The organism is Nocardia sp. NPDC004718, from assembly GCF_053601535.1.
Map to the genome: position 1 here is coordinate 277,965 of NZ_JBSGCA010000002.1, position 17,795 is coordinate 295,759.

At 70.2% G+C, this 17,795-nt stretch carries 8 protein-coding genes; 3 read left to right on the top strand and 5 right to left on the bottom strand.

The features are described from left to right. Positions 1-33 precede the first annotated feature (33 nt). Positions 34-1,017 (bottom strand): ATP-binding cassette domain-containing protein, encoded by a 984-nt coding sequence (locus tag ACWEH3_RS03410; protein WP_355076010.1) that lies wholly within the window; start codon positions 1,015-1,017, stop codon positions 34-36. 365 nt (positions 1,018-1,382) lie between these two features. On the opposite strand from ACWEH3_RS03410, the gene ACWEH3_RS03415 reads away from it, so the two are divergent. Next, the gene (locus ACWEH3_RS03415) at positions 1,383-2,909 is read left to right on the top strand and encodes an aldehyde dehydrogenase family protein (RefSeq protein WP_450014996.1); all 1,527 of its coding nucleotides are present in this window, start codon (positions 1,383-1,385) and stop codon (positions 2,907-2,909) included. A gap of 226 nt (positions 2,910-3,135) precedes the next feature. Here the strand turns inward: ACWEH3_RS03415 and ACWEH3_RS03420 are convergent, their stop codons facing one another. Beyond that, the gene (locus ACWEH3_RS03420) at positions 3,136-4,404 is read right to left on the bottom strand and encodes a TetR/AcrR family transcriptional regulator (protein WP_450014995.1); all 1,269 of its coding nucleotides are present in this window, start codon (positions 4,402-4,404) and stop codon (positions 3,136-3,138) included. A gap of 127 nt (positions 4,405-4,531) precedes the next feature. Here ACWEH3_RS03420 and ACWEH3_RS03425 point away from each other — a divergent pair, with 127 nt between their 5' ends. Further along, positions 4,532-5,347: an enoyl-CoA hydratase-related protein gene (locus ACWEH3_RS03425; protein WP_452358259.1), complete on the top strand. Its 816-nt coding sequence runs from the start codon at positions 4,532-4,534 to the stop codon at positions 5,345-5,347. A gap of 48 nt (positions 5,348-5,395) precedes the next feature. After that, on the top strand, positions 5,396-6,421 hold the full coding sequence (locus ACWEH3_RS03430; protein ID WP_450026034.1) for an SDR family oxidoreductase: 1,026 nt from the start codon (positions 5,396-5,398) through the stop codon (positions 6,419-6,421). A 22-nt stretch (positions 6,422-6,443) separates the two neighbouring features. Here the strand turns inward: ACWEH3_RS03430 and ACWEH3_RS03435 are convergent, their stop codons facing one another. The 3 genes from ACWEH3_RS03435 to ACWEH3_RS03445 all read right to left on the bottom strand — a co-directional run. After that, positions 6,444-7,685, bottom strand: coding sequence for an Nramp family divalent metal transporter (locus ACWEH3_RS03435; RefSeq protein WP_450026040.1), 1,242 nt, complete (start codon positions 7,683-7,685; stop codon positions 6,444-6,446). 134 nt (positions 7,686-7,819) lie between these two features. Continuing rightward, positions 7,820-8,809, bottom strand: coding sequence for an alpha/beta hydrolase (locus tag ACWEH3_RS03440; RefSeq protein WP_450026038.1), 990 nt, complete (start codon positions 8,807-8,809; stop codon positions 7,820-7,822). Positions 8,810-9,047: 238 nt separating this feature from the next. Then, positions 9,048-17,795: amino acid adenylation domain-containing protein (locus tag ACWEH3_RS03445; RefSeq protein ID WP_452358260.1), on the bottom strand; the 8,748-nt coding region annotated here is incomplete at its 5' end.

The window sequence follows — 17,795 nt, forward strand, 5'->3', positions numbered from 1 at the left end:
CGGCCTCGGTGTGCTCCGGGGCGGTCGCAGCGGTCACGCTCGCCCGCCCGAGTGGCCGGTGATGGACAGGAACACGTCGTCGAGCGAGGGGCGGCGCAGCGCGATGTCGGCCAGCTCGACACCGGCGCTGTCGAGCCTGCGCAGCGCCTCGGTCAGCGTGGCGGCGCCTTCCGGCGCCGGGATGGACAGCCGGTCGCCGCCGTCGATGTCGGCCAGCACCGCGGGCGGCACCAGGTCGCCCAGGGCGTACGCGGCGGTGCGCAGTTTCTTCTGATCCAGCGGGACGACCTCGCAGTAGCTGCCGCCGGTCTTCTCCTTGAGTTCGTCGGCGGTGCCCTCGGCGATCACCGTGCCCTTGTCGATCACGATGATGTTGTCGCTGAGCACGTCGGCTTCCTCCAGGTACTGCGTGGTCAGCAGCACCGTGATGCCCTGCGTCTTCAGCGCGGTCACCAGGTCCCAGACGCCCTGCCTGCTGCGCGGGTCCAGGCCCGTGGTCGGCTCGTCCAGGAACACCACCTCGGGACGCACGACCAGCCCGCAGGCGATGTCCACGCGGCGGCGCATGCCGCCCGAGTAGTGGCGTACGGCCCGGCGGCCCGCGCTCACCAGATCGAATTCCTCGAGCAGGGTGTCGGCGCGCTTGCGGGCCGTGGACTTGCCCAGGCCCATCAGTCTGCCGAACAGCTCGAGGTTCTCCCGGCCGGAGAGGTTCTCGTCCAGCGCCGCGTACTGGCCGGTCATCATGATCGAGCGGCGCACGCCCGCCGGGTCCTTCGACACGTCGTACCCGGCCACGACGGCGGTGCCGGAGTCGGCACGCAGCAGCGTGGAGAGGACCTTCACCATCGTCGTCTTGCCCGCGCCGTTCGGCCCGAGGATGCCGAGGACGGAAGCGCGTTCGGCGACGAAGCTGACGCCCTGCAGTGCGTGCACATCGCCGAACGACTTGCGAACGTCCGTTACCCGGACCGCAGGCTCACTCGCATGCGAATCCGCTTGGTTGGAACTCGGCATCAACTCTCCACTATCGGCCGGTACGGCGACCAGGTCGCCCGAGCGCAGGCGCACGCTCGGATTGGTGATCCGTCGCGCTCGGCGTGATGTTACCGGCCCGATCGCCCGGGCTGCCGCGTCGCGTGAGGTACCCGCACCAGCGTGCGCCCATTGTGTCCTTACTCACATTTTCCGCTGCCCGTTCGCCGTGTGAAGAATCGGCGCTGGTGAGCGCGATCCGATCCGGACACCGAGGCCGCGGCCGAGCCTTGTCGGCCCGCTGCGCGAGACCATAGTCTGCTTTTCGGGGGAAAACACTCACTCGTCCGCGGATGTGGCCCCGATGAGCGGTCCGCACGCCGGTTTCGACACTGCGAGAGGTGATCATGGCCGAGTCCGCGCAGTCACGGTTGGCGGCGCGTCCGGGAGGAACGGGCCGAACGAACGTCCTCACGTCCTATGACCCGCGCACCGGCGAGGTCGTCGGCAACTACGCCATGATGAGCGCGGGCGAACTGAATCGCGCCGTGCGCGCGGCTCGCTCCGCCGAAAAATGGTGGACCGAACTCGGATTCAGCAGCCGGAAGCGGTGGCTGCTGGACTGGAAACGCGAGATCGCCCGGCGCTCGGGCGAATTGGTCGCCCTGCTGTGCGAGGAAACCGGGAAGCCGGTAGCCGACGCCGCGATCGAGGTGATGCTCGCGGTGGAGAACCTGGACTGGGCCGCGCGCAACGCGGGCCGCACGCTGGACCGGCGGCGCATCGGTTCCAACTGGCTCACCCGCAATCAGCGGGCCTCCGTCGGGTATCTGCCGCTGGGCGTCGTCGGTGTGCTCGGCCCGTGGAACAACCCGGTGTTCACCCCGATGGGTTCGATCGCCTACGCGATGGCGGCGGGCAACGCCGTGGTGTTCAAGCCGCACGAGCTGACCACCGGCGTCGGCGTGTGGCTGGCCGACAGCTGGTCCCGGCTCGCACCGAACCAGCCGGTGCTGCAAGTGGTTACGGGAGACAAGGCCACCGGCACCGCGCTGTGCCGCGCGAAGGTCGACAAGATCGCCTACGCGGGCTCCGAAGCCGGTGCGCGGGAGGTGATCTCGGTGTGCGCGCAGACCATGACGCCGGTCGTCGTGGAACGCAGCGGCAAGGGCAGCATGGTCGTGCACGTCGACGCGAAACTCGACGACGCCGCCGAGGCCGCCGTGTTCGGCGCGATGGCCAACGCCGGGCAGAACGCCACCGGCATCCAACGGGCCTACGTCGCCCAATCCGTCTACGACCGCTTCCTGGAGTTGGTCGTGGATCAGGCCCGCAAGCTGCGGCCGGGCGCGGACCGGAAGGCGTCCTACGGCCCGATGATCATGGAGTCACAGATCGACGTGGTGCGCAGGCAGGTGCGCGACGCGGTGGCCCGCGGCGGCCGCGCGGTCGTCGGCGGGCTGGACTCCATCCGCGATCCCTACATCGAGCCGATCGTGCTGGCCGAGGTGCCGGAGGAGAGCATCGCCATCACGGGCGAGGGCATCGGCCCGGTGCTCATCGTGAACAAGGTGGCGAGCATGGACGAGGCCGCCGAGCGGATCAACGCGGTGGGCACCGACGTCGCGGTGTCGGTGTTCACCAGGGACGTGCACGAGATCGAGGCGTTCGCCGAGCAACTGCGCGTCGGGGTGGTGACCATCAACTCATCGACCGCGTACGCGGGCATTCCCGCGCTGCCTTTCGGCGGTGTGGGCGAATACGGCCAGGGCCACAGCCACGGCGACCAGGGACTACGAGAGTTCAGCCGGACCCTGGCCATCACCCGCAAGCGGTATCAGGCGCCGGTGAATCTGTCCACGTTCGATCGGTCCCCGCGCCATCTCCGCCTGGCCAGAACGATCTTCCGGATCCGGCACGGCCGCCGCCCCTGAGCGGCGCGCCCACGCGTACCTCCGCCTTCGCTGCGGCCATGCGCAGGCTGATGACGGACGTTGTCCGGCTGCGCCTCCTGTGCGTACCTCCGCCTTCGCTGCGGCCATGCGCAGGCTGATGACGGACGTTGTCCGGCTGCGCCTCCGGTGCGTACCTCCGCCTTCGCTGCGGCCATGCGCAGGCTGATGCGGACGTTGTCCGGCTGCGCTGTGGCCATGCCCGGGGTTAATGGCGGGCATCGTCCGGCTGCGCGTCATCGGCGAGCAGCACCGCGTCCATCAGCGCGGTGACCCGGGCCAATTGCGCGGGCCGGGAATCGAATCGGATCAGCCTGCCCACATCGATCACCTGACTGATGGCGGCGTGCACCCGGAAACGCGCTTCCACCGGGTCGCCGTCCAGCAGGTTGGCCCATTCCAGCACGTTCTGCCGCTGGATGGCGCGCAGCTTGTGCTGCTCGGCCTGCGGCAGGTTGCCGAACTCGGCGTAGTACACCGCCATGATCTCGGGCATGGCGAAACTCAGTTTGGCGTAGCGGTCGGCCACGTTGCGCGCGGCGTCCGCCCGGCTCGTCGCATCGGCCAGCGCCTCGGTGATCGCGATGGCCAGCCGGTCGCCGGTGCGGTGGAACGCCGCGGCGAGCAGATCGGCCTTGCTCGCGAAGTACCGGTACACGCTGGAGGCGTTGATGCCGACGGCGGCGCCGATCTCCTCGATGCTCGCCTCGTGATATCCCTGCCTGCCGAAGATCCGGATGGCCTCGGTGAGCAACTGTTCGCGCTTGGAGGTCACCGGGATGCCCCGCACGGGCGGGCCGGGATCAGGTTCGGCGGGCCCGGGAGGCAGTTCGGTGCGCAGGATGGCCCAGGACATCTGATGCAACAGCGGAAGCAGCCGAGCGCTCGACAGTGCGGTGCGGTGCGCGGCGATGCTGGCGATCGCGCTGAGCACGCCCGCGGCCAGCATGGCCACGTCCGCGGGCGGCGCCTCGGGTCGCAGCAGTGCGATCGGCGCCGCGAGGGTGTTGTTCAGGTCGTCGTAGATCTTCTTGATCCGGACGCGGTCGTCCCGCTCGAGATAGCGCCGCTCCCAGCGGTAGAGCCCGGCCTCGCGGCGGATGTCGACGGTGTGCTCGCTGATCGCTCGGATCAGCGCGTCGGCGCGCCGCACCGGGTCCAGCCGAGCGTCGTCGGCCCCCTGGGCCACGTTCAGCAGGTGTTGCGCGCCCTCCTCCGCGGCGGCGACCAGTAACGCGTACTTGTTCGTGAAATGCCGGTAGAGGGCGGGACCGGAGATGCCGACCTCGGCGGCGATCTCGTCCACGCCGACCGGGTAGTACCCACGTTCGCTGAACGCGCGGGCGGCCGCCCGGATGATCTGCACCTTGCGGTCCTTCGGACGGCGGCGCACCGACGGCGCGCCCTCGGCGCCCGCCCGCCTGCCCGGTTCGGGGCGCGCGGGAGCGAGATCGACCTCGCTGCGATCCGCGACCATGCACCTCTCCGTTCTCCGGCGGCGCTGGTTGACAGCGCCCGACAATGGAACCTAAGTTAACCACAATTCGCAAAGTTAACCATTATTCACAGCCTGGCGTCCGGCGAATTGCAGCTTAGGAGCAAACGTGAGCAACAACGATTCCGCGGCCCCGGCCGCCCCCTCCGCCGCGAAGTTCACCGCGGTCCAGGACGGCAAGGTGCTCCGGATCACGATCACCAACCCGAAGCGGAAGAACGCCATCGACTACGACACCATGGTCGCGCTCGGGGACGCCTTCCGCGCGGCGGCGGACGACCGCGCGGTGCGGGCGATCGTACTGACCGGCGAGGGCGGCGATTTCTGCACCGGCGCCGATCTCTCGGCGAGCGCGGACGAGGCGCAGCGGGGCATCACCTCGGACATGGTGATGGACGCGGCGAACCGGCTGGTGCGGGCCATCGTCGACGCGCCGGTCCCGGTGATCGTGCGCATCCGCGGCGCCGCGGCGGGCGTCGGCGTCGGCATCGCGCTGGCCGCCGACCTGGTCTACGCGAGCGAGGACTCCTACCTGCTGCTGGCCTTCATCAACATCGGCTTGATGCCCGACGGCGGGGCGGCCGCGCTGGTGGCCGCGGCGGCGGGCCGCCCGCTGGCGGCGCGGATGGCACTGCTCGGCGAACGGCTGCCCGCCCGGGAAGCCGCGGCCGCCGGTCTGTTCACCGCCGTCGTGCCCGACGACGAACTAGACGCCGCGGTCGAGGCCGGGGTCGAGAAGATCGCCACGGGTCCGCGCCGCGCACTGGAACTCACCAAGCACGCGCTGAACCAGGCCACGCTGGCGGCGCTGGACACGGCTCTGGCCGCCGAGAAGGCGGGGCAGACCGAACTGCTGCGCTCCCCCGATTTCATCGAGGGCGCCACCGCGATGCTCAGCAAGCGCAAGCCCGTCTTCGCCGACTGATCAGCCCGCCGGAACGTAGCGACCGACAGGCGACTATGTTCATCGGCTATGACTTACCTGGTTACCGGGGCAACTGGGTTCATCGGTCGTTTTCTCATCCCTGAGCTCCTGAAACGCGAGGGTGACATCCATGTGCTGGTTCGGCCGGGCGACGCCTCGGCCGACCGGTTCGCCTGCTGCGCGCAGGAATGGGCGGGCGGCGACCGCGTCCGTCCGGTGCGCGGCGATCTGGGCGCCCCGGGGCTCGGCATCGATCCGACCTGGCTGGCCCGGCATCGCGGCGCCATCGAGCACGTCTTCCATCTGGCCGGGGGCTACGACCTGACCGAGCGCGGCGGCGGGACCAGGCACCTGGTCGACGTCGCCGAGGAGCTGGGCGTCGGCCTGCTGCACCACGTCTCGACCGTGGAGGTGGCCGGGTCCACCGAGGGCCTGTTCACCGAGGACATGTTCGATCACGGGCAGGCGCTGGCCACCCCGATGCAGCGAGCGAAGTTCGAGGGCGAGCGGATCGTGCGGGAATCGTCGCTGCGCTGGCGGATCTATCGGCCCTCGATCGTGATCGGGCATTCCAGGACCGGTGAGATCGATCGGATCGACGGCCCGTACTACTTCTTCCGCCTGCTGCGCATGGGCGCGCAGCTGCCGAGGCTGCTGCCGGTCCTAGTGCCCAAACTGGGCGAGACCAACATGGTCCCGGTGGATTTCGTGGCCCGCGCCCTCGATCACATCGCGCATCGCGCCGGCTCGGACAAGATCACCTATCACCTGGTGGATCCGCGCAGGCAGAGCGCGGTCGACGCGCTCAACCTGTTCGCCGACGAGGCGGGCGCGCCGCACCTGGTCGAGGTGATGCCCAAGCGCACGTTGGACATGATGTTGCGGGTTCCCGGCGCGAACTGGCTGCTGCTCCGGGTCGGCGTGCCGCTGGACGTGCTGGAGCACAGCGAATTCGCCTGCTGGTTCGATTGCAGGCACACCAGCGCGGCCCTGGCGGGCACCGACATCAGGGTTCCGCCGTTGGACGCCTACGCACCGCGGATCTGGAAGTACTGGATCGAGAACTGGGTCTGATCGGCGCGCCGCGCCGGGCGGGCTACCGCCCGGTGACGGTGAGATAGATCAGGGCGGCATTGAGCACGGAAATGATCGCCGCGACCGTCCAGGCCAGCGCGGTGGTCACGCGATGGTTGACGTCCGCGCCCATCAGCGTGCGGTCACTCGTGAACCGCACCAGGGGAATCAGCGCGAACGGGATGCCGAACGACAGCACCACCTGGGAGATGATCAGCGCGCGGGTCGGGTCGATCCCCAGCGCGAGGACCGCGACGGCGGGGATCAACGTGATCAGCCTGCGTGTGATCAGCGGGATTCGCCTGTGCAACAGGCCCTGCATGATCATCGCGCCCGCGTAGGCGCCGACCGACGTCGAGGCCAGGCCGGAGGCGAGCAGGCCGATCGCGAGCAGCAGCGCGGCGGCCGGGCCGAGCACGTCGCCGACGGCCGCGTGCGCGTCCTCGATGGTCTCGACGTTTCGGCCGCGCAGGGTGTTGGCCGCCATGAGCAGCATGGCCAGGTTCACCGTGCCCGCCAAGATCATGGCCAGCCCGACGTCGACCTTGGTGATTCGCAGCAGCCTCGCGCGAAGCGGCCCCGGCGCCGGTTGCCCGTGCCGGTCGCGGGCCAGGCCGGAGTGCAGGTAGACCGCGTGCGGCATGACCGTGGCGCCGATCATGGCGGCGGCGAGCAGCACGCTCTCGGTGCCCTGGAAACGCGGCAGGAGACCGCCCACCGTGCCCCCGGCCGACGGCGGGGCGATGACCACGCTCGCCAGGAATCCGATCGCGATGATCGCGAGCATCCCGGTGATCACTCGCTCGAACGGTTGCTGGCCGCGACGGTCCTGCACCAGCAGCAGAACCATCGACACCGCGCCGGTGATCACGCCGCCGACCAACAGGGGCAGGCCGAACAGCAGATGCAGCGCGATGGCGCCGCCGACCACCTCGGCCAGGTCGGTGGCGATCGCGACCGTCTCCGCCTGGCCCCAGTAGGCGAGCCGGACCGGACCGCTCGCCTTCGCGCGCACCGCCTCCGGCAGCGACCACCCCGTGACCAGGCCGAGCTTGGCCGAGAGGAACTGGACCAGCCCCGCCATCACGTTGGCCAGCACGATGACCCAGACCAGGAGGTAGCCGAACTGCGCGCCCGCGCTGATATTGGATGCGACGTTGCCGGGATCGACGTACGCGATGGCCGCGACGAACGCGGGCCCCAGCAGAACGGTCGCGGCACGCGCGCGCCCGGTGACGGACTTGGTCGACTCGACCAACGTAATACCCACGAACTGAATTTTACGGGTTCCCGAACTTTTTTGTGACGGTTACCCCAGAAAGACGACCGCCTGGTCGCGCGACAGCGGCGACCAGGCGGTCGGAGGAATCCTGCCGGGCGGTCCCGGCTCGATTCGGATCAGATACCGAGGCCCTTCGCGAGCACCGGCCACGACAGCTGGAACTCGTCGCGCCAGTAGCCCCACGAGTGGGTGCCCGAGTCGCGGAAGTTGTAGGTGGCCGGGATGCCAAGCTGGTCCAGCTTGTTCTTCAGGTTGTGCGTGCAGTAGTTGGTGCCCGCCTCGATCACGCCGCCGATGACGATCTGGTTGGCCAGACCGTATGCCCCGGGCAGCGCGTACGGACCGTTGAGCGTGTCGTACTGGCCGGGCAGGCCGTTGCCGGTGGAGATGTAGAGGTCGAGCCCGCGCAGTCCCTCGGCGTTCACGTACGGATCGTTGGCCACCCAGTCCGGCGAGCCTTCCGGACCCCACATGTTGTCGGTGTTGCCGCCGCCCCAGGTCTCGACGGTCAGCTTGACGAACTCGGAGCCGACCGGGTCACTGGTCTGCGCGCAGCCGCTGTAGGCCGCGGCCGCCTTGTACAGGCCCGGCTTGGCGATCGGCAGCGCGAGCACCGTGGTGCCCGAGGTGGACAGGCCCGCGATGGCGTTCACGCCGTTGGTGCCCAGCGCGCCGTCGACCAGCGGGGGCAGCTCCTCGGTGAAGAAGGTCTTCCACTTGTTGCGGCCGAGTACCGGGTCGTCCTTGATCCAGTCGGTGTAGTAGCTCCACTTGCCGCCGATCGGCTGGATCACGTTGACGTTCTTGTCCGACAGGAACTGCAGCGCGTCGGTCTTCGCCTGCCACGAGGCTTCGTCCTCGCCGCCGCCCGCGCCGTTGAGCAGATACAGCGTCGGACGCGGCACGGAGGCGTCGGCCGGGCGCTGGACGTCGATGATGACCTTCTCGTCCATCGCCGCCGAGTACACGTACAGCCGGATGCTGCGGGCGTCCTTGTACTCGGCCTTGGTGATACGCGAACCGTCCGGGGCGACCGGGTTGCCCAACAGAGTCTTGGAATCGATGATCGGATCAGCTGTCGCGCTGGACGCGCCGAGACCGGTCATCATTCCCGCGAGCACCGCGGTTGCCGCGATGGCGGCCGCGGCCCGCAGGCCACCGCGCCGGCTCTGTCGACGTATCAATTTCGCACCTTCGCTTCGTCTCGAGATTCGCTCTGCATGCCCCACACGCCGGGGTGGATGTCCAGGCATCCCGCCCGACCATACGGCCTATGTAGTCGTCACAACAGTGGACTTCGTTACCGCACCGTTGCCCTATCATGCCGGAACGGTGTCGGCTCGATCATGACCGCCCCATGTTCCGTGTCGCTTCCCACCCCGGGGGATCGAGCAACTCGGACAATCTGGGACCTATCTGCGCGAGCGCTTCCGGCGATGTCATCTGATCGTGCGAGACACCGACAGGATGATCGTCCACCCGGCCGTCGACATAAGGTTGCCAGCCGGCCGCCGCGGTGTCGTGACCGGACGCGCTGAAGTAGTCCAATCGGCCCCGGAAGACGTCCGGCCGGTGCTCGGCGATCAGCTCGGCCGAGCGCACCGCGCTGCGGTAGATCCGGCGCACCCGGTCCGGGGTGAGCACTGCCATGTCCGGCGGGATGGTGGCGTGCAGCGCGGCCAGCGCGTCCTCGCTCAGATCGTGGACGTCGCCCTCGCCGGGCAGCAGGGCGTCCGCGCCGATGCCGAGTTCGGCCAGCGCCTCGCGGATCGCCGCCCGGAAATCCGTGACGTCGATGTCGGGGTGGCTGTCGAGCATGGTCAGCAGGCCGATCTCCTCGCCTGCGGCCTGCAGTTCGGTCGCCACCGCGTGCGCCAGCACACCACCGAGCGACCAGCCGAGCAGCCGGTAGGGCCCGTGCGGCTGCACCGCGCGGATCTCGGCCACGTAGCGGTGCGCCATCTCGACCAGCGACTCCGGCAGGTAGCCCTCTTCGGTGAGCGCGGGCGACTGCAGGCCGAAGATCGGCGTGCCGGCGGGCACGTAGCGCGCGAGGCCCGCGTAGCACCAGGACAATCCGTACATCGGATGCAGGCAGAACAGCGGCTCGGCGGCGGCCACGTCGTGCGGCACCATGGTGCGGATCGGCAGCAGGACGCCGAGCGCCGCGTTCGAGTCCTGGTCGTAGTCGTGATCGTCGGCCAGCGCGGCCATGATCCGGGCCGCCAGGGCCGCCGGGGTCGGGTCGGTGAAGAACCACTGCACCCGCACCTCGGCGCCGGTAAGCGTGCGCAGCCTGCTGACCGCCCGCGTGGCGACCAGCGAGGTGCCGCCGAGGCCGAAGAAGTCGTCGTCCATCCCGATCCGATGCACCGGGCCGGGTTCGAGGACCTCGTCGAACACCTCGAGCACGGTCCGCTCCAGCGGCGTGCCCGGCGCGCGGTACGGACGCGTCACCAACGGCGGCGCGGGCAGCGCCTTGCGGTCGAGTTTGCCGCTGGCGTTGAGCGGAAGCTCGGCGAGCGCGACCACAGCCGAGGGCACCATGTACGACGGCAGCGCGGCGCGGGCGTGCGCCGCCAACGCGGCTTCGTCGAGGGTCGTCCCCGGCGCGCCGACGACGTACGCGACCAGCCGATCGCCGCTGGCGCCACGCACCACCGAGGCCGCGGCGTGCCGCACCTGCGGATGACTCGTCAGCACGGCCTCGATCTCACCGAGTTCCACGCGCTGGCCGCGCAGTTTGACCTGGAAGTCGCCGCGGCCCAGGTATTCCAGCGCGCCGTCGTGCCAGCGCACGATGTCGCCGGTGCGATAGAGCCGGGTGCCGCCCGCATGGGCGACGAAACGCTCGGCCGTCAGGGCCGGGGCCCCGAGATAGCCGCGCGACAATTGCGCACCCGCGACGTACAACTCGCCCGCAGCGCCCGGCGGAACCGGCTGCAACTGCCGGTCGAGCACGTGCACGCGCGTATTGGCGGCCGGGACGCCGATCGGAACCGACGCCGCGGCGGTGTCGCGCACGCGATGGCCGGTGACCACGGTGGCCTCGGCAGGGCCGTACCAGTTGATCAGCTCGGCGCCCGGCACGGCCGCGGCGAACTTCCTCGCGGTCGCCCCGGACAACGCCTCGCCCGCGGCGAACACCCGGCGCAGCGAGGGGTACGCCACGGTCGGGCCTGCCACCGGATCCGAGAACGCGTCCAGCATCGATGGCACGAAATGCACCGTGGTCACCGCGTTGTCGACGATGACGCGGGCCAGATAGGCCGGATCGCGATGCCCGTCGGGCGCGGCGATCACGATCGACGCCCCGGACTGCAACGGCCAGAACAACTCCCAGGCGGAGATGTCGAACGTGATCGGCGTCTTGTGCAGCACCACATCGTCGCCGCCGTGCGGGTAGGCCGACTGCGCCCAGCGGAACTGATTCACCATCTGCCGGTGCGTGATCATCACGCCTTTGGGGCGGCCGGTGGAGCCGGAGGTGTAGATGACGTAGGCGACGGTGTCCGGACGCACCTCCTCCCGCGGCCAAGGACCCTCGTACGGAGGCAGATACAGCGTGTCCACGGCGACTACCGGCACACCGGTCGCGGTGTCGAACGCGTCCGCGGTGGTGGTCAGAACGCAGATCGGGGCGGCGCTGCCGAGGACGTACTCGCTGCGTTCGGCCGGGTGGTCCGGGTCGATCGGGACGTAACCGCCACCGGCGCGCAGCACCGCGTAGATCGCGACGACCAGGTCGATGCCGCGCCGCAAGGCCACGGCGACCAGCGTCTCCGGGCCGACGCCCCAGCGCATCAGCTCGACGGCCAAGGACCGGGCGCGCGAGTCGAGTTCGGCGTAGGTGAGCGTGGTGTCGCCGAAGCGGACCGCCGGCGCGTCCGGCGTGCGCGCCACCTGCGCGTCGAACAGGGAGGTCAACGTCGCGCCGTCGAGCAGTTCCGGCACGTCGGTGGCGTTGTGCGCGACCAGCTCGGCGCGCTCGGCGTCCAGCAGCACGTCGATATCGCCGACGCGCGCCTGAGGGGTGGTCACGAAGCGGCCGATCAGCGCCGAGAGCCGCTGTGCGAGCGCGAGCGCCGCCGGTTCGTCGATGACGTCGCGCAGGTATTTCACCGAGACGCGCAATTGGCTGTCCAGCACCACCATGACCGTGAACGGGTAATGGGTGCCGTTGACCGCGCCGACGCCGGTGACGTTCATACCGTCGATGGCGCCCGCCCGCTCCAGACCCTCCCGGTCCACCGGGAACGACTCGAACACGACGAGCGAGTCGAACAGCCCCTCCACGCCGACGGCTTCCTGAATGTCGCTCAGCCCCAGGTAGTGATAGTCCAGCAGGGCGGCCTGCTCGGCCTGTAGCTGCCGCAGCAGCCCGCCCAGCGTGCCGGTCGGGTCGAGCCGCACCCGCACCGGGATCGCGTTGAGGAACAGGCCGACCATCGCCTCGACGCCGTCCAGCTGGGGCGGCCTGCCGGACACGGTGGCGCCGAAGACCACGTCGTCACGGTCGGCGGTGCGACCGATCAGCAGTCCCCAGGCCGCCTGCACCACGGTGTTCACCGTGACGCCCAGCCCCGATGCGAGCCGGGTCAGCGCGGTGGTGTCGGCCGGGCACAGCTCGAACCCGACTTCGCCGACGCCCGAGGCGATCTCGCGGCCGGGATCGACCGGCGCCAGCGGCGTCGGCTCGGTGACACCGGCCAGCGCGGCGCGCCAGGCGGAACGCGCCGCTTCCGCGTCCTGAGCGACCAGCCAGGCCAGATAGTCGCGGTAGGACGGCACCGAGGGCAGGTGCCGGGATTTGCCGCCGAACGCGTACAGGGTGAGCAGATCCTTCATCAACAGCGGCATGGACCAGCCGTCGACGAGGATGTGGTGACTGGTCACCAGCAGGTGGTAGCGGGCCGCGGCGGAGCGGATCAGCGCGAACCGCAGCAGCGGCGCGGTCCGCATGTCGAAGTGGTCGGCCAGATCCGCCGCCTTGATCCGCTCCAGTTCGGTTCGGGCCGCGTCGGGTTCCAGCTGACCGAGATCGATCAGCCGCCACGGCACCTCCAGCGAATCCTGCACGATCTGTACTGGCTTGCCCTCGCTGTCGTCGGCGAAGGCGACGCGCAGGTTGTCGTGCCGGTCCAGCACCGCTTGCGCGGCCGCGCGCATCCGGTGGGCGTCCACCGCGCCGCTGAGATCGAGCACGAACTGGGTGGTGTAGACGTCCACCGAGTGCTCCGCGAGCAGGGCGTGGAACAACATGCCCGATTGCAGCGGGGTGAGCGGCCAGGCGTCGGACAGGTCGGGGTAGGCGCGGGCGAAGCGGTCGATGTCGGGCTGCTTGAGCCGCACCAGCGGGAAATCGGAGGGGGTGTAGCCGCCCGCGTCCGGGCGCAGTCCGTGCTCGGCGAGGCCGCCGAGCGCGCGGATCCAGTGCTCGGCGAACGTTTTCGCGTCCTCACCGCGGAACGCGGCGGCGGCGAAGTCGAACCGGGCGAGCAGGCCGTCGTCGGTGGCGTCGACGGTCAGTACGAGCAGCAGGTCGTCGGACGGGATGTCGGTGTGCACCCGCGCCGGACGCAGATCCCGGTAGCGCAGCGCGAACCGGCCACGCCCGAGGCCACGCAGCTCGGCGGCGGTCTCGGCATTGAGATGGCGCAACAGGCCGTAGCCGACACCGCGCGAGGGCACCGACCGGCGCAACTCCTTGATCTGCGCGATCGCGGTGCCCGCCGCCGGTCCGCCGATCAGGGCCTCGTCGATGTCGATCCGGCTCAACCGCAACGGCAGCGGATATTCCGTGACGAAGCCGCCGACCGTGCTCGCCCCGTCGGCGTCGGTGGCCGCGCGACCGTCGGCGGACAGCCGGACGACCGTACCGATGGCGCGTGTGACGGTCTCTCCCGCGGCGGTCTGCAGTGCCAGCGCCAGCGCGGTGAGCAGGATGTCCTCCACCCCGGCGTGGTAGGCCTCGGCGGCCGCGGCGACGGCCGCCGCACCCTCCGCGGTGATGGTGAGCGATACCCGGCTGCGTGCGTGCAGATCCCGTCCCTCGGTTCCCGCGCCCTCCGGGACGGAGCCGAGCGCTAGTCGCCACCAGTCCATTTCGGCGACCGTGACCGGATCGTGCGCCTTGGCCGAGAGGGCGCGAATGAGCACGCCGAGGCCGGTTTCGGCGCTCGCGGGCGCGGCGTGGCGCGCCCGCTCCCACCGTGCGGTGAGCTGGTCGACGACCGCCCGCCAGGAGACGTCGTCGATGACGAGGCTGCTGGCCACGACGATCAGCGTGGAGCGAGCCTCGGGGCCGCCGGTGAGCACGAAGTAGATGTTGCGGCCCTGTTCGGGGTCGAGGGCGGCGGCGACCGCCTGCACCACGTCGTCGATGGGCAGCGAAGTCTCGCCGCGCTGCGGGTCCAGCCTGCGGAACGCCTCGCCGGTGCGTTCGGCGGCGGCGGGAATGCGCAGCACCGGCGTGCCGTCCTCGCCGTAGCGCAGTTGTACCCACAACATCGGATGCTGCTCGAGCACGGCGGCGACCGCTCCGTGCACCGTCTCCACGGAGCAGGTCTCGGGGATGTCGAGCGCGATGGCCCGCACTTCGATGCCTTCGTCCAGCATCCGCGCGGCGTCCGGCGTCAGCGGTAGTTCGCCCGCCTCGTCACCGGGGCCGCCGCCCTCCACCGCGGCGGCGCGGGCCAGCGCGGCGACGGTCCGGCATTCGAAGACGTCCCGCGGCGCGAAGGTCACACCTCGTGCGCGCGAGCGGGAGACCACCTGGATGGACACGATGCTGTCGCCGCCGAGGGCGAAGAAGTCGTCATCGACCCCGACCCGTTCGAGACCGAGCACCTCGCCGATCACCTCGGCGATCACCAGTTCGGCGGGGGTTCGCGGCGCGCGGTAGCCGCGGAGGTCCGGCTCGGGCGCGGGCAGCGCGTTGCGGTCCAGCTTGCCCGCGGGGGTCAGCGGAATCGCGTCGAGCACGACGATCGCCGCCGGAACCATGTACTCCGGCAGTGTGCGTCCGATCCGTTCGGTCAGCACGGACGGGTCGGCCGTCGCCCCCTCGGCGGGTAGCACGTACGAGACCAGCATGGTGGCGCCCGAACCGGTTTCGCGGCCGAGTGTCACGGCGAAGTCGACTTCGGGCTGGGCCGTGAGCGCCGCGTCGATCTCGCCGAGTTCGATGCGGAAGCCGCGCACCTTGACCTGGAAGTCGTTGCGGCCCAAGTACTCCAGGACCGGCGCACCGCCGGATCGGCGCCAGCGCACCAGGTCGCCGGTGCGGTAGAGACGCTCGCCGGGCACGCCGTACGGGTCAGCCACGAAGCGAGCGGCGGTCAGTGCCGACCGCGCGTGGTAGCCGCGCGCGAGCTGGATACCGCCCAGATACAACTCGCCCGCGACCCCTTCTGGCACCGGGCGCAGCCTGCTGTCGAGCACCAGCGACCGCATCCCGCGGATCGGTCCGCCGATCGTGACCGGCTCGCCGGGCCGGAGCGGGTCGCTGATGTTGGTCATGATGGTGGTTTCGGTCGGCCCGTAACCATTGTGGAAATCGCGTTCGGGCACGGTCGTCCACTTGGCCGCCAGATCGGCGGGCACCGCTTCGCCGCCCGCCACGACGGCCCGTACCCCCGGCAACACGTCCGGATCGAGCGAGGCGAGCACCGACGGCGTGAGGAAGGCGTGCGTGACGCCTCCGGCGCGCATCAGCTCGGCCAGTTCCGCGCCACCGAAGGTCGACGGCGGCGCTACCACGAGCCCGCCCGCGGAACCAAGGGCGAGCAGCAGTTCCAGCACCGACGCGTCGAACGAAGGCGACGCGAACGCCAGGGCGCGAGTGGAACTGTCGAGCCGATAGCGCTCCACCTGTTCGGTGCTGAAATTCGCCAGACCTTCGTGGGTCACCACGACGCCCTTCGGCACGCCGGTGGAGCCGGATGTGTAGATCACATACGCGGCGTTGCTCGCGCGCAGCGGTCCGCGCAGCTCGTCGGGACGCAATGGCTTATCCGAGCGCGCTGCGACGTCGAGGGTGAAGTCCTGATCGTCCAAGGCGAGCCAGCCGCCGGGCAGGGGCAGGTTGTCCAGTTCGGCGGTGAGCGTCAGGCCGAGCGCTACGCCGGAGTCCGCGACCATGCGCGCGACGCGGTCGGCTGGATAGGTCGGGTCGATCGGAACGAACGCCGCGCCGGTCTTGGTCACCGCCCACAGTGCCAGCACGGATTCCACCGAACGACGGATCGCGATGGCGACCGGCACCTCCGGTCCCGCGCCGCGGTCGATCAGCGCCCGCGCCAATTGCGCCGAAGCCGCGTCGAGTTCGGCGTAACTGAAGGTGCGGTCGTCCGCGACCACGGCGATTCTGGCCGGATTCCCGGCGACGGCCGCGGCCAGCAAATCCGGCAGCGTGCGCGGCGGCACGGCTGGTGCGCCGGTACGGGTGATCAGCTCCGCGCGCTCGGAGTCGTCCAAGATCTCCAGATCGCCGACGGCGGTGTCCGGGCGCTGAGCGACCGCGGCCAGGATGCGACGGAACCTGCGGCCGAACTCGACCACGGTCGGTTCGTCGAACAGGTCACGGGCATAGGTGAATTCGGCGGCCAGACCGGCTTCCGCACCGGATTCGGCGCGCTGCTCGCGCACGGTCAGCAGCAGGTCGAACTTGGCGGTGTCGGCGGCCGGGTCGAGCGCGGTGAAGCTCAGGCCGGGTAGCTCGAAGCCGGTCGCGGGCAGGTTCTCGAACGACAGCGCCACCTGAAACAGCGGATGGCGACCGGCCGAGCGTTCGGGGGCGAGCACTTCGACCAGCCGCTCGAACGGGATGTCGGCGTTGGCGAAGGCGCGCAGATCCGTTTCCCGCGTGCGGGCCAGCAGTTCGGTGAAGCCGAGACCGGGCGTGACCCGGCTGCGCAGCACCAGCGTGTTGACGAACATGCCGATCAGGTCGTCGAGTTCGGCTTCGCCGCGGCCCGCGACGGGCGTGCCGATGGCGATGTCCTCGGTGCCGGACAGACGAGCCGATAGCACCGCGAACGCGGCGTGTACCACCATGAACATCGTGGCGTTGTGCCGCCGCGCGAGATCGGCCAGCGCGGCGTGCACGTCGGCCTCGACGACGAAATCGGTTCTGCCGCCCGCGAAGGACTGGGCGGGCGGGCGCGGCCGGTCCGCGGGCAGGTTCAGCTCGTCGGGCAGGTCGGCGAGTTCGGTGGTCCAGTAATCCAATTGCTCGCCCGCCGGCGACCCGGGGTCGTCGTCGGGGCCGAGCGCGTCGCGCTGCCAGAGCGCGTAGTCGGCGTACTGGATGGGCAGCGGGGCCCAGGACGGCTCCTGGCCGCCGGTGCGCGCCACGTAGGCCAGCATCAGGTCCCTGGTCAGCGGGCCCATCGACCAGCCGTCGGCGCTGATGTGGTGGGTGACGAAGACCAGCACGTATTCGGTGCCCGCGAGCTGGAACAGCTTCGCGCGCAACGGCGCCTCGACCGTCACGTCGAAGCCCGCGGCGACGACCCGCCGCACCTCGCCGGCGACGTGCTCGTCGCCGATCTGCACGGGAGCCAGATCCATCGGGACCTCGTGCGGAGCGAGGACCCGCTGTACCGGGCCGTCCGGCGTCTGCGGGTAGATCGTGCGCAGGATCTCGTGGCGTGCGACGAGGTCGGCGACGGCGAGCCGCAACGCGGCCACGTCCAGGTCGCCGGACAAGCGGATAGCGGCCGGGATGTTGTAGACCGAGGCCGAGGTGTCGAACTGGTTGAGGAACCACATGCGCTGTTGCGCGAACGACAGCGGGATGCGGTCCGGACGCGGTCCCGCGACGAGGGGGATGCGTTTGCGTTCACCGGAGCCCCGCTCGACCTTGATCGCGAGTGCGGCGACGGTCGCTGCCTCGAAGATCACGCGGACCGGCACACGCGTGTCCAGTGCCGCGCCGATACGCGCCGCCACCTGCGTCGCCAACAGCGAATTACCACCGAGCGCGAAGAAATCGTCATCCGCACCGACACGCTCCACCCCGAGCACCTCAGCGAACACCGATCCCACGATCTCCTCGATCGGCGTCGACAGCGCCCGGAACGCCTGAAC

Coding starts and splice junctions, on each gene's coding strand:
- ACWEH3_RS03410 (WP_355076010.1), bottom strand. CDS start 1,017: ATGCCGAGTTCCAACCAAGCGGATTCGCATGCGAGTGAGCCTGCGGTC.
- ACWEH3_RS03415 (WP_450014996.1), top strand. CDS start 1,383: ATGGCCGAGTCCGCGCAGTCACGGTTGGCGGCGCGTCCGGGAGGAACG.
- ACWEH3_RS03440 (WP_450026038.1), bottom strand. CDS start 8,809: ATGACCGGTCTCGGCGCGTCCAGCGCGACAGCTGATCCGATCATCGAT.
- ACWEH3_RS03420 (WP_450014995.1), bottom strand. CDS start 4,404: ATGGTCGCGGATCGCAGCGAGGTCGATCTCGCTCCCGCGCGCCCCGAA.
- ACWEH3_RS03430 (WP_450026034.1), top strand. CDS start 5,396: ATGACTTACCTGGTTACCGGGGCAACTGGGTTCATCGGTCGTTTTCTC.